The 13,879-nt window shown below is 61.7% G+C and carries 15 protein-coding genes; 5 read left to right on the top strand and 10 right to left on the bottom strand.

Going from position 1 to position 13,879, the window contains the following annotated elements; translation table 11 throughout:
* Nucleotides 1-90: 90 nt before the first annotated feature.
* From Q8M42_RS16155 to Q8M42_RS16130, 6 genes are all read right to left on the bottom strand, one after another.
* Nucleotides 91-1,032, bottom strand: a complete 942-nt coding sequence (locus Q8M42_RS16155; RefSeq protein WP_304868648.1) for an iron-siderophore ABC transporter substrate-binding protein — start codon at nt 1,030-1,032, stop codon at nt 91-93.
* A 4-nt stretch (nt 1,033-1,036) separates the two neighbouring features.
* Nucleotides 1,037-1,873: an ABC transporter ATP-binding protein gene (locus Q8M42_RS16150; protein WP_304868646.1), complete on the bottom strand. Its 837-nt coding sequence runs from the start codon at nt 1,871-1,873 to the stop codon at nt 1,037-1,039.
* Complete coding sequence (locus Q8M42_RS16145; protein WP_304868645.1) at nt 1,873-2,916, bottom strand: iron chelate uptake ABC transporter family permease subunit; 1,044 nt, start codon at nt 2,914-2,916, stop codon at nt 1,873-1,875. The genes Q8M42_RS16150 and Q8M42_RS16145 overlap by 1 nt, the downstream gene beginning before the upstream one ends.
* A 2-nt stretch (nt 2,917-2,918) precedes the next feature.
* Nucleotides 2,919-3,956, bottom strand: coding sequence for an iron ABC transporter permease (locus tag Q8M42_RS16140; RefSeq protein ID WP_304868643.1), 1,038 nt, complete (start codon nt 3,954-3,956; stop codon nt 2,919-2,921).
* 58 nt (nt 3,957-4,014) lie between these two features.
* Nucleotides 4,015-5,997, bottom strand: a complete 1,983-nt coding sequence (locus tag Q8M42_RS16135; protein WP_304868641.1) for a TonB-dependent siderophore receptor — start codon at nt 5,995-5,997, stop codon at nt 4,015-4,017.
* Nucleotides 5,998-6,058: 61 nt separating this feature from the next.
* On the bottom strand, nt 6,059-7,279 hold the full coding sequence (locus tag Q8M42_RS16130; RefSeq protein ID WP_304868639.1) for an MFS transporter: 1,221 nt from the start codon (nt 7,277-7,279) through the stop codon (nt 6,059-6,061).
* 216 nt (nt 7,280-7,495) lie between these two features.
* Here Q8M42_RS16130 and fhuF point away from each other — a divergent pair, with 216 nt between their 5' ends.
* Entirely contained in the window at nt 7,496-8,230 is a 735-nt protein-coding gene (fhuF, locus tag Q8M42_RS16125; protein WP_304868637.1) for a siderophore-iron reductase FhuF, read from the top strand.
* Nucleotides 8,231-8,312: 82 nt separating this feature from the next.
* Here fhuF and Q8M42_RS16120 read toward each other — a convergent pair whose 3' ends face one another.
* The 4 genes from Q8M42_RS16120 to Q8M42_RS16105 form a co-directional block, all read right to left on the bottom strand.
* Nucleotides 8,313-8,837: an NUDIX domain-containing protein gene (locus Q8M42_RS16120; RefSeq protein WP_304868635.1), complete on the bottom strand. Its 525-nt coding sequence runs from the start codon at nt 8,835-8,837 to the stop codon at nt 8,313-8,315.
* A gap of 87 nt (nt 8,838-8,924) precedes the next feature.
* Nucleotides 8,925-9,368: an NUDIX hydrolase gene (locus Q8M42_RS16115; RefSeq protein WP_304868633.1), complete on the bottom strand. Its 444-nt coding sequence runs from the start codon at nt 9,366-9,368 to the stop codon at nt 8,925-8,927.
* A gap of 35 nt (nt 9,369-9,403) precedes the next feature.
* Nucleotides 9,404-9,940, bottom strand: a complete 537-nt coding sequence (locus tag Q8M42_RS16110) for an AAA family ATPase (protein WP_304868631.1) — start codon at nt 9,938-9,940, stop codon at nt 9,404-9,406.
* Nucleotides 9,941-10,075: 135 nt separating this feature from the next.
* Nucleotides 10,076-10,477 carry a hypothetical protein gene (locus Q8M42_RS16105; protein WP_304868629.1) on the bottom strand — a complete coding sequence of 134 codons (402 nt, stop codon included), beginning with the start codon at nt 10,475-10,477 and terminating at the stop codon, nt 10,076-10,078.
* A gap of 112 nt (nt 10,478-10,589) precedes the next feature.
* Between Q8M42_RS16105 and Q8M42_RS16100 the strand changes: the two genes are divergently transcribed.
* The 4 genes from Q8M42_RS16100 to Q8M42_RS16085 all read left to right on the top strand — a co-directional run.
* Nucleotides 10,590-11,006 (top strand): hypothetical protein, encoded by a 417-nt coding sequence (locus tag Q8M42_RS16100; RefSeq protein ID WP_304868627.1) that lies wholly within the window; start codon nt 10,590-10,592, stop codon nt 11,004-11,006.
* A 122-nt stretch (nt 11,007-11,128) separates the two neighbouring features.
* A complete protein-coding gene (locus Q8M42_RS16095; protein ID WP_304868625.1) occupies nt 11,129-11,476 on the top strand; it encodes a hypothetical protein in 348 nt (115 codons plus the stop codon).
* Nucleotides 11,463-12,878 (top strand): TolC family protein, encoded by a 1,416-nt coding sequence (locus Q8M42_RS16090; RefSeq protein WP_304868623.1) that lies wholly within the window; start codon nt 11,463-11,465, stop codon nt 12,876-12,878. Before Q8M42_RS16095 ends, Q8M42_RS16090 begins: the two co-directional genes overlap by 14 nt.
* A 16-nt stretch (nt 12,879-12,894) precedes the next feature.
* The coding region (locus Q8M42_RS16085; RefSeq protein WP_305284810.1) for a multicopper oxidase family protein at nt 12,895-13,879 on the top strand (985 nt) is incomplete at its 3' end.

The raw sequence follows: 13,879 nt of genomic DNA, 5'->3' as shown, positions 1-13,879 counted from the left end.
TAGGTTGGGTTAAGGAGCAACGCGACGAAGCCCAACACGTCATGGCGTGTTGGGCTTCGCTGCGCTCAGCGCCAACCTACAGACATTCGTTCAGTTCTTGAGCGGCTGCGCATCGGACTTGCCGAGCAGCTGTTCGATATCGGCGATCACCTGCAAGGCAGCCTGCGGGCCGCCGAGGGAGGTCCATAGCGAACCATCGACTGCGCCGAAGCGTTTGCCCTGGATTGCCGACAGTTGCTTGAACGCTGGGGTCTGCTCGGCCTGTTGCAGGGCTTCCACCGCTTCGCCGCTGGTGCTCAGGGTGCCGATTACCAGCCAGTCGGCGTCCAGCAGTTGCAGCGATTCCAGGCTCAGGGCCATGGAATGGGTGTGGCCGGGGTCCTGTTGGTAGCTCGGGCGCAGCAGGCCTAGGTCACTGATCACGCTGCTGGCGAAGGAGTCCTTGAACATGTAGGACGGGCCCTTGGGGTTCCAGCGCACGATGCTGAAGGTCTCGCCCTGGTGAGCCTTCAAGCGTTCGCGGGCTTCGGCGGCGCGGGCGTTGTAGCGTGCCAGCAGCGCATCGGCGGCAGCGCTTTGGTTGAGCGCGTTGGCGGTACGCTGCAGGCTCTCCTGCCAGGGTTTGGCCCAGGCGAAGGTGATCACCGTGGGGGCGATTTCATTGAGGATCGCCAGTTGCTCGGGTTTTACCGGGCCGGTGAGGATCAGGTCGGGTTCCAGCTCCAGCAGGGTTTCCAGGTTGGGGTTGTCGATATCACCGACTACCTTGATCCCGGCTACTGCTTGGTTGTCGAGATAACGCGGTGGCGCGGCCTGGCCACGGCCGTTAATCGTGCCCACCGGGGTGATGCCCAGGGCCAGCGCCGCATCCAGATCCAGCTCACTGAGGGTAATTACCCGTTGCGGCGCGCTCGGCACAGTAACCGGGTTGCCGAAGGCATCTTCGATCTGGCGGGTGTCGGCCATGGCGGCCGCGCTTAACAGCTGGCTGGCGAGCAGCAGGGGCAGGCTCCAGCGCAATACAGTAGTCATCGGATTAGTCCTGTTCAGGGTGAGCGGGCGTGCGTCGGCGCGGCACCACCACCGGGGCGCCGTCATCGGGCGCGGCGAGGATGTCCACGTCGGTGTGGTAGAGCTGGTCGACCAGGGCTTTGTTGATCACCTCACGGGCCGGGCCCATGGCGGCGATACGGCCGTTATCGAGGGCGATGATTTCATCGCAATAGCGCGCGGCCACGCCCAGGTCGTGAATCACGATCAGTACGGTGCGGCCCTCGCCGACGATATTCAGCACCGCTTCCATGACCTCGGCCTGGTGGCCGATATCCAGGGCGCTGGTGGGCTCATCAAGCAGCACCAGGTCGGTGTTCTGCGCCAGGATCATGCCCAGCCAGGCGCGCTGGGCCTGGCCGCCGGAGAGCGAGGAAGCGACTTGCTGCCAGATGTCCTGCAGCTGCATGGCATCGCGGGCGCGGGCGACCTGGCGGGCGTCTTCCGCGCTCCACTGGTTGAACCAGCCCTGGTGCGGGTGACGGCCGTATTGCACCAGCTGCTCGACGCGGATGCCTTCGGCCATCACCGGGCGCTGCGGCAGAAAGGCCAGCTCGCGGGCCAGGGCTTTCATTGCGTAGCGTTGCAGCGGAATGCCGTTGAGTTCGAGCTGGCCGCCTTGCAATGGCAGTTGCCGAGCCAGCAGCTTGAGCAGGGTGGATTTGCCGCTGCCGTTTGGCCCGACAATGCCGATCAGCTTGCCCTTGGGCAGCTCGAACGAGACGTCCTGCAGCACGCGCTTGGCCTGGTAGGCAAAGCTCAGGTTGTGCGCGCGCAACTGCGCAGGTCGGGTCGGGGGTATTGGCGTGGACAACAGCGTCATCAATCGGAGCCTTTGCGGTCTTTAAGCAACAGAATCAGCAGCAGAACGCCGCCGAGCAGTCGAGTCATGATCCCGGTGGGAATTTCTTCGGGCTGCGCCAACAGACGTGCCAGGGTGTCGCTGCCCACCAGCAGTACCGCGCCGCACAAGGCTGCCAGCCAGATCGGTGCAAGGTGATCACGGGCCAGCCAGGAGGCGATGATCGGCGCGGCCATGGCGATAAATATCACCGGGCCGCCGATGGCGGTGCCCAGCGCCGCCACCAGAATCGCCACGCCGAGCACCGTCAATTGCAATGCTGCGACCTTGATGCCGAGGTTCTGCGCGGTGGCCTCACCGAAGCGCAGCAGCGCCAGTGGGCGGTTAAGCCAGGCCAGTAGTGGGCAGAGCGCCAGCAGAATCAGCGCAATCGGCGCGACCGTCTGGTAGCTGGCCCCGGCGAAGTGGCCCATGGTCCACAGGTAGATGCTGCCCAGGTGCACCAGCGGCTGCGTGGCCATCATAAAGTCACCGATGGCGCCGAGCAGCTCCGACAGCGCGATGCCGATGACGATAAACAGATAGCCCTGCTCGCCAGGCCGGCGGCACAACACAAACAGCGCCACCGCAGCCAGCGCTGCACCCAACGGCGAGGCCCACCAGGGCCAACTGCCAACAGTCAAATAAAGAGCAAAACCGATCACTGCCAGCGATGCGCCTTCGTTAACGCCGACCATATCCGGGGTGGCCAGGCGGTTGCGCACCAGGGTCTGGATCAGGCAGCCGGCCATGCCCATGGCGAGTCCTGCGACAACCACAGCGGCGACCCGTGGCATGCGGATCTTGAACACCATGATGTCATTGAGCTTGCTGCCCTGGCCGCTTAGCGTGGCCAGTACATCGAGCACGCCCATACGCCCGGAGCCGAGGCTGATGGCCATGATCACCAGCGCCAACAGCACCGTAAGCACCAGCAGGCTGAGCAGCCAGGTGCGCCGATGCAGCAGCAGGTTCAGTTGGCCCAGACGCAGATGCCAGAGCCCGGAGGGTTGATGGCTGGGCATGCTTATTTCACCGCCAATAGAGAACGGAAGCCGCCGCGCAGAACGATGGCGATCAAGGCCGGCGCGCCTAGCGCAGCGAGGAGAGTGCCGACCGGCAGCTCGTAGGGTTGCACCAGCCAGCGCGCGAGGATGTCGGCGGCGAGCAGAAATAGCATGCCGAACAGGCTGGAAAACAGCAGCTGGCGTAGCAGCGCTACCGGTTCCAGCAGACGCGCGCTGTAGGCAGCCAGAAAGCCGACAAAGCCAATCGGCCCGGCCAGGGCGATGGCGCAGGCGGTCAGCAGGGTGGCGGCGAGCAATACGCCAACGCGCACCCAAGTGGTCGAGATGCCTAGGGCGCGGGCCTGGCTGTCGCCCATCTGCATCAGCGTCAGTTGCCGGCAAAGCAGGGCCGCGAGCACCAAGCCGAGCAGCGCCAGCGGGCTGACTGTGATCACGGCAGACAGCTTGGAAGCCGAAAGTGAGCCGAGGTTCCAGTAGCGAAACTGCTCCAGCGCCACCCGGGTGGAGAGCAGTAGAAAGTTGGCGATGCCGCCAAATACCGCGGCCAGCGCCATGCCGGCGAGGATCAGCTTGAGCGGGCTGGCCTGGCCAAGCATTACGCCGATGCCGAGCACCAGCAGGTTGCCCAGCAGCGCTCCGGCACCGGCCCAAAGCAAATAGCCCTGGGTAGACTCGACGCCAAAGTAGATCAGTCCGATTACCAGGCCGAGCACCGCGCCGGCATTGACCCCGAGCAGGCCGGGTTCGGCCAGCGGGTTGCGCGTTGCGCTTTGCAGCAGGGTGGCGGCCAACGCCAGGCTTGCGCCGACCAGCAGTGCAGCGAGAGTGCGTGGCAGGCGCAGGCTGTTAACCACCATGGCCAGTTTGTCATCGGCCAGGCTGCTGGGGCTGCCGAGTAGAAAACCAAGCACATCCGCCGCGCCGTATTGCCCGGCACCGGTGGCCAGGGATAGTGCCAGCAGGCCGAGCAGTAACAGGCTGCCGGCGAGCAGGACGTGACGTTGCTGGATATGGAGCGTGTGGGTTAGTTGGCTCATGGTTCTACTGGACAGAATTCGGGTAACCCCGGCGACAGGTGCCGCCGGGGTACGGGTGTTACAGGTCGTAGCTAAAGCCGACGAATACCGTGCGGCCCATCAGGAGATGGTCGATGGACTGCGCCACATCATCGCGCTTGGTATCGGTCAGGTTATTTACCCCGGCCTTGAGCGCGAGTTCCTTGGTGGCCTGGAACTTGGTGCCCAGGCTCAGGGTGGCGTACGCCCCTGACTCGAAGCTGGCGGATTTTGCCGGCACTACCAGCATCTGGCTGCCGGTGTATTGGTAGTCGAGGTTCAGGCCCAGTTTTGGTAGCGCCTGCCAGTCGATACCGATATTGCCGACATGCTGTGGGGTGTAATCCAACTCTTTCCCTGTGTCGCGATTTTCGGCGTCGGAGTAGGTGTAATTGAGGCGTGCGGCGAAGGCGTCGGTGAAAGCGTAGCTGCCCTGCAGTTCATAGCCCTGGATTCGTGCTTTGCTGATGTTGCTGTAGGTCATCACTTTTGGCATGTAGCCAGCCGGTGGATTCCATCTGTCGCTGGTGATCATGTCCTTAACATCGTTGTTGAAGAACATGATGCCGGCTTCGAGGCGCTCGTTCTGATACTGGGTGCCCAGCTCGTAGCTGACCGAGGTTTCGGGTTTCAGGTCTGGATTGCCAACTAGTTGGCAACGGCCTTGGCAGGCCAGCACGCTATAGGTGTCATCTGACTGGGTAATATCCGGAGCCTTAAACGCCTTGCCTGCACCGCCCTTGAGCACCCAGTTGTCCGTCAGGTTGTAGACACCGTAGAGGCGTGGGCTGAATGCACCGCCGAATACTTCGTGGTCATCCCAGCGTCCGGCGAGGGTGATATCGAGGGCGCCAAGGGAGAATTCGTCCTGCAGGTAGATGGCTTTCTGGTCGACTTCGGTTTCCTTACCGAGGTTCTGGTTATGCTCCAGAGTGGTACGGCGCAGCTCGCTACCAGCGGTCAGCAGGTGGCTGCCGAGGGTGGTGGAAATCTGCCCGTCAACCGTGTGGTTGTTCTGCTCCACTTCGCCGACGCGGCCGCGCAGCCTGGTCATGATCTGCGAGTCGTCAGTCAGCTCGACCTTTTCGTAGTAGTAGCGCACGCGGGAGTTGAAACTGTCCCAGTTGCCGTTATGGGCCAGGCCGAACGTGGTGCGATCCATGTCCTGCACATTGGTGGTTAGGCGGGTTGCAGCAGGGGCACTCGCGTTATTCCAACGAGCCTTGCGCTCATCCTTGCGGTGGCTGATATCCAGATCGATACTCTGCTGCTCGTCGAGCAACCAGCTTAGTGAGCCCAGGACATTGGCGCCTTGGCGCTTTTCCGTGGCGTCGGTGCCCTTGAGGCTGAGCTTGTCGGTTTGCCAGGCGGCCTGGTCGGTGGATTCGACAATCAGATTGCCCAGCAGCTTGTCCTCAATCAACGCGCCGCTGAGGTAGCCGCTGCTGATATGGCGGTCGCCGTTATCACCCTTGGTCGGGTGCTCGTAGCTGTAGGCCACGCCGGCTTCGGTGCTGTTGGTGGGCTGACGCAGGATCACGTTGACCACCCCGCCCAGAGCATCGGCGCCATACAGCGAAGACATCGGGCCGCGGATCACTTCGATACGTTCAACCGCTGCCATGGGGATCGAGGACAGGTCGAAGTCGTTGGCGTAGTTGGAGGTCAGGGCGTCACGCGAGTTGATGCGGCGGCCGTTGACCAGCAGCAGGGTGTAGTCCGAATCCATGCCGCGAATCTTGATCTCCTTGCGGCCATAGGCCGAGGAGGTGTTGATATGTACGCCAGGCAGGCGCTTTACCGCATCGGCCAGGTCATAGACCGGCATCTTCTCCAGTTCAGCGCGGGTGATGACCGAGGCGCTGGCGGGAACGCTCAACTGGCTGTGGGCCGTTTGCGAGGCGGTGACGATGCTGTCTTTCAGGGTGACGCTGTTGTCGGCCAGCGCCGCGAAAGGCAGCAGACCGCCCAGTACGCCCACCGAGATGGCGCGACGGCGATTGATGTTTCTGACAAAAGACATGACAGGTTCCATTTGAGTAGGTGTTGACTCGTTTACAGCTGATCACTGGTGATCGGCGGTTTCAGCCCGCCTGTGTTGTTATGTCTGCGGTGTGGCTGGCGGCGTCGCGTCGCCGGATACCGCGTTGGAGCAACCACATACCCACCCCCGTGAGTATTCCGACGACCACATAAAAGCCGCTCAACTGGTTGAAGCCCAGAAGCTGGTTGTCTGCGCCAGTGCCCAGGTAGAGCGCCGAAAACAGGCTGCCGAGCCCAGCAGCGACATTGCTGACGGTGCCCTGAAACGCCATAAAGGCGGCGCGCTGGTGTGGCGGCGGGATCGCTGCGGCAATGGTCATGCTGCTGTTGGTGCGCACCGCACTGGCGGCCATAAACAGCACGAAGACCAGGTAAATCGACAGGCCAATCGGTATGGCGAAACCCAGCAGCGTGGTCAGTGCTAGACCGAAGCTGCTGAGCAGAATCACCGTCAGCGCCTGGCCACGGTCGATCCAGATACCACCCAGGCGCATGGCTGCCAGGCTGGCCAGGCCGCCGCAAAGAAACAGCAAGCCGATCTGCTCGCGGGGAAAATTCAGGTTGAACTGGAAGTAGTTGGAGAAGTGCGGCACCAGCAGAAAGTGGCCGAATATCTGCAGCGCGGTGATCGCCAGAGCGCCCAGGCACAGCGGCGATTTCAATAACGGCAGCACCGAGCCGCTGGGCCGCGAAGCGCTGACCTGGATATGCAGCAGCAGGTGACACGACAACGCCAGCGCCAGGCCCACACCGCCGAACACGATAAAGGGCGCTTGCCAACTCCAGCGCAGCGCCAGCTCCAGAGCCAGGGGCACCACCACAATGGCTGCCAGAGAAAAGCCCATGCCGATATAGGCGAGTTTTCGCCCGCGTTCGGCCGGCGGGATGATGTCGAGCATGCTTGCCATCAGCAGTGCGCCCATGGGCCCGGCAACCAGGCCGGAGAGCACAAACAACAGAATCAGCTGTTCGGCGCTGCTGGTCAGGGCGCAGGCCATCAGCAGGGCGAAGCGCAGGGTCAGGAGGATTACCAGCGCCTGTTTTCGCTGCAGGCGATCCAGCCAGGGCGCCGCCAGAGCCATGCTCAGGGCCGAAGCGAGCGTGGCGCCGCCACTGATATAGCCGACATGGCTGGCCTGCATGCCGAGGTGACGAACCAGATCCGGACCCAGGGGCATCACCATCATCAGGCTGCCGATGGAAAGCAGGTTTATCAGCATCGCCAGATGCACGGCTGCTTTCGAGTGTCCTACATCATCCATGTGCATAACCGCTCTAGATTGGGCGCGGGCTGCATCTTAAGTAATGAATCAGTATTTCGCAAACGCTAATCGTTAGCGTTACTATTGGTGTTTTTTTGACGGGTGAAGGCATTGCACGCCAAGGATTTTCCCAAGAAGAACGCTGCTGCTGAGGCGACTAATTTGCCTGCAACGGTTGCTCCGGCGACCTCAACGGATACCTCTGTGGAAGGAGAGATGTTGTCCGAGCTGGCCACGCTGTTCAGTGGCGATCTGGCGCGTTACCGCAATGTTTTTGTGGCGGCGGATGATCCGCGCGAGGCCATCAGTGGTGAGCAATTCCTTCAGCCGCAGATGCTGAGTACGTTGATGGCGCGCTTCCGTCCGCAATTCGCGACGGCCGACCAGCGTGGTTTGGCGTCGATCTGGGCCAATCAGTATTTTATGCGCCTGTTTCCGCCGGTGATCAGCGCGGCGCTGCTGCTGAACAAAAGCATGCCGCTGCAGCTCGAACAGCTGGCGATCATCGTCGATGGCGAAGGCTTGCCGCTGGTGTTCAAGCTGCCTGGGCCGTGCGAGCCGATGCCGCCGCCGCAGAATCCCTACGAGCGTTTTGCTCATCTGCTCGATGACAACCTGCAGCCGTTTATTCAGGCGCTCTGCGCCCATAGCGGGGTCTCGGCGAAGGTACTCTGGAGCAATGCCGGCAACTACTTCGAGGCTTGGCTTGGGCAACTGCAAAAGCGCAGCGATCAGCCGCAGTTATTGCTCGACGGCCAGCACCTGCTAAGCACCGCACACCGCCCGGATGGTTCGCGCAACCCGCTATATGCGCCAATCCGCTATGTCGATATCGAGCACGCTGACGGCCAGGTACGGCCCTGGCGCCAGCGACGTTTGTGCTGCATCCGCTACGTGCTGCCAGGGGTGGAGCTTTGCCCTAATTGTCCACGCTTGAAGCAGCCTAAGTAGCACGTGCTTCTCATCGTGCAGCAGGTTGTGGGTGTATTCGGTGTGAATCAGGTCAGCTTTTAGGAGGAGCGATGAGCTGCTGTTAGCACCTGTAAGGGCTATGTGTGTCCGCGTCCGTGGCGTAAAGCCGATTTCTGATCTGTGCCCAGGCTGCCTGAAACAGCGTGTGACAAGGCGTGGGAAAACCAGCACTCAACGGATGCCAGAAGAACTCAAAGACATGTCCGCCATCATCATGTGTGTCGAAGCGCCACTGCTGGGGTAGCGACTCTGCGACCTCACAAAGCTGAAACGACCAAATCTGTTGCTCGTGCCCGGCATTCCAATTGCCTAGATCCATTACTGCCTGGGCATTACAAATGCCCGATTCTTCAGCAAGCTCGCGCACGGCTGCATGGGCAGGCCGCTCAGCCAATTCAATGGTGCCCTTCACCAGTTGGTAACCCGCTAGTGGATGTTTGAACACCAGCAGGTGCTCCATGCCGTCAATCATCCGCACAACCACAGGGCATGCTTTTGTCGCAAGCAGGTTGGGGTCACAAGCATCTTTCAAGTCAGCCTCCATCAGGGCTTTAGTAATGGGCGCTTTCTCTACCAGGAATGCCATCTGCCTGATCCTTGAGTTTGAAAATTGCGGCGCATGCCAACACAGCCTTAATTGGCATACGGCCAGCCCCGGCCTACCTTTGCGCCGTCACAACAGAAATGCTCGCTTGAGCAGGTCGTAAAGCCCTTCAGGTACAAGCGGTGATGCCGGGGTGAAGCTGGCGCTGGAGTGCCACGCGGCTCTGAACGGCGCGCCATCGCTTTCGTGGCCGTCTAGCCAAGGTTGTTCATAGACCTCTGCGTCGTCAAACCTTGCATCGTAGACTTGGACAATCTCGTGCCCTGGCTTGCCTGCGTAGGTGAAGATGCTTTCCAGCGTGCCAATCAGGCGAATGTCGCTGATCGAGCGGCCCAGTTCTTCCTTCACTTCGCGGACGATGGCGTCGTGGCTCTTTTCGCCGAATTCAATGCCGCCACCAATAGGGCGAAAGAGCATCCGGTTCTCATCTGCATCGTGGAATTGGTTGACCAGTATTTTCCCCTGATGATGGAAAATGCACAGTGCGAGCGGGCGAATGAAGTGTTCTGCCACGAGTAATAATCCCTTTCTTCTGGTCGTCAATCGATCTAACAGTGCCGAGTTGCAGGTGTTGCGGGCAACTGAGCCAGGAAGGCGGCAATCTCTCGGCCGCCGCGTAAATGCACTGTTGTCACCGTCGGGCCTATGGCCATGCGCACTGCCTCGATACCTTGGCGGTAGCCATGGTCGAACTGCCAGACGAATTTAAGAAAGTCCAGAAATGCCCGGTCGAGTTGCTCTCTACAGCCAGCCGGCAGGTCGGGGCGAGGTCGGTTCAATACGCTACGAACGATAACGCGCGTCAGGCAGGTCAGCCTTGGTGTATCAAGCCAGATGATCAGGTCGGCGTTGGGCAGGCGCAGGTCGAAGGTGCGTCGGGCGTAGTTGCCTTCGCAGATCCAGGCATCCGTTGTGAGCGCATCACGCACCCCTTCACGGAACTGCGCCGCATCGGGTTCGACCCAGCCTGGCTCCCAGAACAGGGTGTCGAGATGCACGACGGGTACGCCGAGGCGCTTGCCCAAGGCCCGCGCCAGAGTGGACTTGCCGCTGCCAGCATTGCCCAAAATCACAATCCGTTGCACGAGGGACTTCCATCCGTGGAAAAGGGGCGGCGATTCTGCTGATTTTTACCGGACTGTCAACCGCGCGGTTTTTGGCACATAAGGTCGGCCGGCGGTTAGCCCTTTTTGCCAATTCACGACCCTATCACCTTGGCCTTAAATATCGCGAAACAGGTCGTGTGCGTTAAGCAGGTCGTAGGCGATCTGCGGGCGTTTCTCCAATCCGCGGCGAATGGCGGTGGGGATGGCCTGGCGGGTTTTGCGGCACAGCCCGGGCAGTTCAGCGATCTGGATGGCAATGCCGCGCATGCTGCGCACCTCATTAAAGCCGGGAGCGACGACGACGCGCACGCCGAGCTGCTCGTAGATGCGTCGCTGCAGCTTTTCCAGGTCGGCCAGGCTTTCAAGGTTTTCCAGGCGTTCTAGCAGGCGCTTTTCCTCGTTGCGGGTGAGCAACAGGATGCGCACATCGCTGTTTGCTTGCTGCAACAGCTGCTCGCGCCCGCAATCGCAGGCGCCGGGTGGGCAGGGTTGGCGCAAGGGTGGGGTGCTGGTCATGGGCTCCGATCATAGCCAGCTACGGGGGCTTTTGCCCATGCTCGGGTGTGGACAAATGGCCTATTGGGTGGATAATCCGACCCATCAACCGTGCTGAAGAAAAATTCGCACCATGCGTAAAACCCTGCGTACCGCTTTGATCTGGATGCTAATGCTCGCCCTCCCGGCGCAGAGCATGGCGGCCATCAGCATGCAGTTATGCGCGGTAACCCAGCAGAGCGGGGCGATGGCCCAGGTTGATACGCAAATGGCGGCGCATCATCCCGGCGCGATGGTCATGGCTCAGCCTGCTGAGGCATCTGCCCATGGCGGGCATCACGCCAGCGACAACTCGAGCAAGTCCGTGTCTGCCGCCGATAACAGCCTGTGCAGCCTTTGCGCCTTTTGTGTTGGTGCGGTGGCCCTGAGCACTGTGGTTGCCAGCAATTCCCCACTGCAAGCGGTCGAGCCGTCCCTGGCGCGACTGGATCAGTTTGTCGGTTTTATCGCCGAAACTCCCGAAAGACCCCCACGCCTGTTTCTCGCCTAAGCCAAACCGTGCGTTGACGCACCTGGCGCAGTTGCTGCCCAGGCCCGCGTAACGCGTATTTAGCTATTAGTCGGTGTTTGCCTGCGCAGCGCAGGCAACGCCGCTGCACGCGAGACTATTCGATGATGCGTTTTCTCTTTGCCCGCCGGCAGGCGTTTATCTGCCTGGCATGGCTGCTGCCTGCCGGCAGCTGGGCCGAGTCGCCCGACCCGCTGGACGCCCAGGCCGCCACGCCGGCTGTGCACTACCAATCGCCGCTCAAGGCCTACCAGGGCTTTAGCGAGCAACCGTTACATAACTGGCGCGAGGCCAATGAGTTGGTCGGTCGGATCGGCGGCTGGCGCACCTATGCCCAGGAACCGTATGCCCAAGAGCCGAACCCACAGGAGCCTTATAGCCAGGAAGTCCCGGCTCAGCAGCCCGCCGAGCCGCCGACCAAGCCAATGGAGCCGCATCATGGCCATCACTAAATCGAGTGGCATGAAGAGCGGCGTCGGGCTTTGCGCAGTGGTTGTTCTACTGAGCGGCTGCGCCAGCTTTAGCCAGGATGGTGGTTTTACTCAGGTCGAGCAGGCCAGCCAGGTGCAGTTGGACAAACAGGTGACCTGGGTGAAAACCCCGGAGCAGCGCAGTCAGGTGGCCGATCGGGTTGCCGAGTTACTGGCCGAGCCGCTGACGGTGGATGCAGCAGTGCAGGTTGCCTTGCTGAATAACCGCGACTTGCAGGCGAGTTTCGATGCGCTGGGCATCAGTGAAGCCGAGCGTGTGCAGGCTGGGCGTATCCCCAATCCGGGCTTTTCCTTCGGGCGTTTGGAGAAGGGCAGCGAGGTGGAATACGAGCGCGGTCTGCATATCAACCTGGCGCGGCTGATCGCCATGCCGCTGACCTCCGGCATGGAGGCCAAGCGCTTCGAGCAGGTGCAGCGGCAGACCAACCTGGCGTTGTTCGAGCTGGCCAGCCAGACGCGCAAGGCCTGGTACCGCGCGGTGGCGGCGCAGGAAAGCCTGGCTTATATGCAGCAGGTGATGCAGGCGGCCGAAGTATCGGCTGAGCTGGCCCGGCGGCTGGCGGCGGTGGGTAACTACAGCACGCTGCAACGGGCCCAGGAGCAGAGCTTCTATGCCGATGCAGGGCTGAACCTGATCCGCGCCGAACAGGTCCGGGTGCAGAGCCGCGAACAACTGACCCGCCTGCTTGGCTTGTGGGGCGAGCAGATCGATTTCCGCTTGCCCGAGCGCCTGCCCGAGTTGCCGGCTAAGCCTGAGCAGTTGCCGGATGTCGAGCGTTTGGCCATGGCTCAGCGTCTGGATATCCAGGCTGTGCGCCTGGACGCCGAGCGACTGGCCAGCAACCTGGGGCTGAGCAAGACCACACGCTTTATCAACGTGCTGGAACTGGGCGTGGTGAACAACCGCTCCAATGAGGAGCCGACTCAGCGCGGTTACGAGATCAGCGTCGAGTTGCCGCTGTTCGACTGGAGTGGCGCCAAGGTGGCCAAGGCCGAGGCGCAGTACCGGCAGATGCTCAATCGCGCCGCCGCCACGGCGGTCAATGTGCGCTCCCAGGTGCGTGAGGCCTACCTGGGTTATCAGGCCAGCCATGACATTGCCCGGCATTACCGCGACGAGGTGCTGCCGCTGCGCGCACGCATCGCCGAGGAAAATGTCCTGCAGTACAACGGCATGTTTATCAGCACCTTCGAGCTGCTGGCCGATGCACGCAAACAAATCCTCGCGGTCGACGGCTATCTGCAGGCGCAGCGCGACTTCTGGGTCGCCAAGGCGGATCTGGATATGGCCCTGTTGGGCGCGCCCAGTCTGTCAGCAAGCACACCGGCTATGGCCGCCACCGACGAGCCCGCCGGGCACTGATCAAGGATATTTTCCCATGGTTTCACGACGTGATTTCTTTCTCGGTGCCAGCGCGATTACTGCAGCTGTCGCCACCTCGGCGGTCAGCCGGGTATCCCTGGCCGGCATACCGGAGGCGATGTCCCAGGGCAGCGCCGATACCCAGCCGCCGCTGCAACCACAGAACGGCCGGCCCTATAACCCGGTGGTCACCCTCAACGGCTGGACCCTGCCGTGGCGGATGAACAACGGGGTCAAGGAGTTCCACCTGGTCGCAGAGCCGGTGGTGCGCGAGCTGGCGCCTGGCTACAAGGCTCATCTGTGGGGCTATAACGGCCAATCGCCGGGGCCGACCATAGAGGTGGTGGAGGGCGACCGGGTGCGCATCTTCGTCACCAACAAGCTGCCCGAGCACACCAGCATCCACTGGCACGGCCAACGTCTGCCCAATGGCATGGACGGCGTCGCCGGGCTGACCCAGCCGGCTATTCCAGTGGGCAAAACCTTTGTCTACGAGTTCGTCGCGCGCCGCCCCGGCACCTTTATGTACCACCCGCATGCCGATGAGATGACCCAGATGGCCATGGGCATGATGGGCTTTTGGGTTACTCATCCCAAGGAACACCACCCGCTAATCAGCGAAGTGGATCGGGATTTCTGCTTTCTGCTTAACGCCTATGACATCGAACCCGGCGCAGCCACGCCGAAGATCATGACCATGCTCGACTTCAATCTGTGGACCTTCAACAGCCGCATCTTCCCCGGTATCGACCCGCTGGTGGTGCGCCAGAATGACCGCGTGCGCCTGCGCGTCGGCAACCTGACCATGACCAATCACCCGATACATCTGCATGGCCACGAGTTCGAGGTGACCGGTACCGATGGCGGGCCGACGCCGGTGGGCTCGCGCTGGCCGGAGGTGACCACGGATATTGCGGTGGGGCAGATGCGTCAGGTTGAGTTCCTTGCCGATGAGGAGGGCGACTGGGCTTTTCACTGCCACAAGAGCCACCACACCATGA

The sequence above is a fragment of the Pseudomonas sp. genome (assembly GCF_030684895.1).
Lineage (GTDB): Bacteria > Pseudomonadota > Gammaproteobacteria > Pseudomonadales > Pseudomonadaceae > Aquipseudomonas.
Note: the sequence above shows the minus strand (reverse complement) of the source record. Positions and strands in the feature narration are given on the sequence as shown.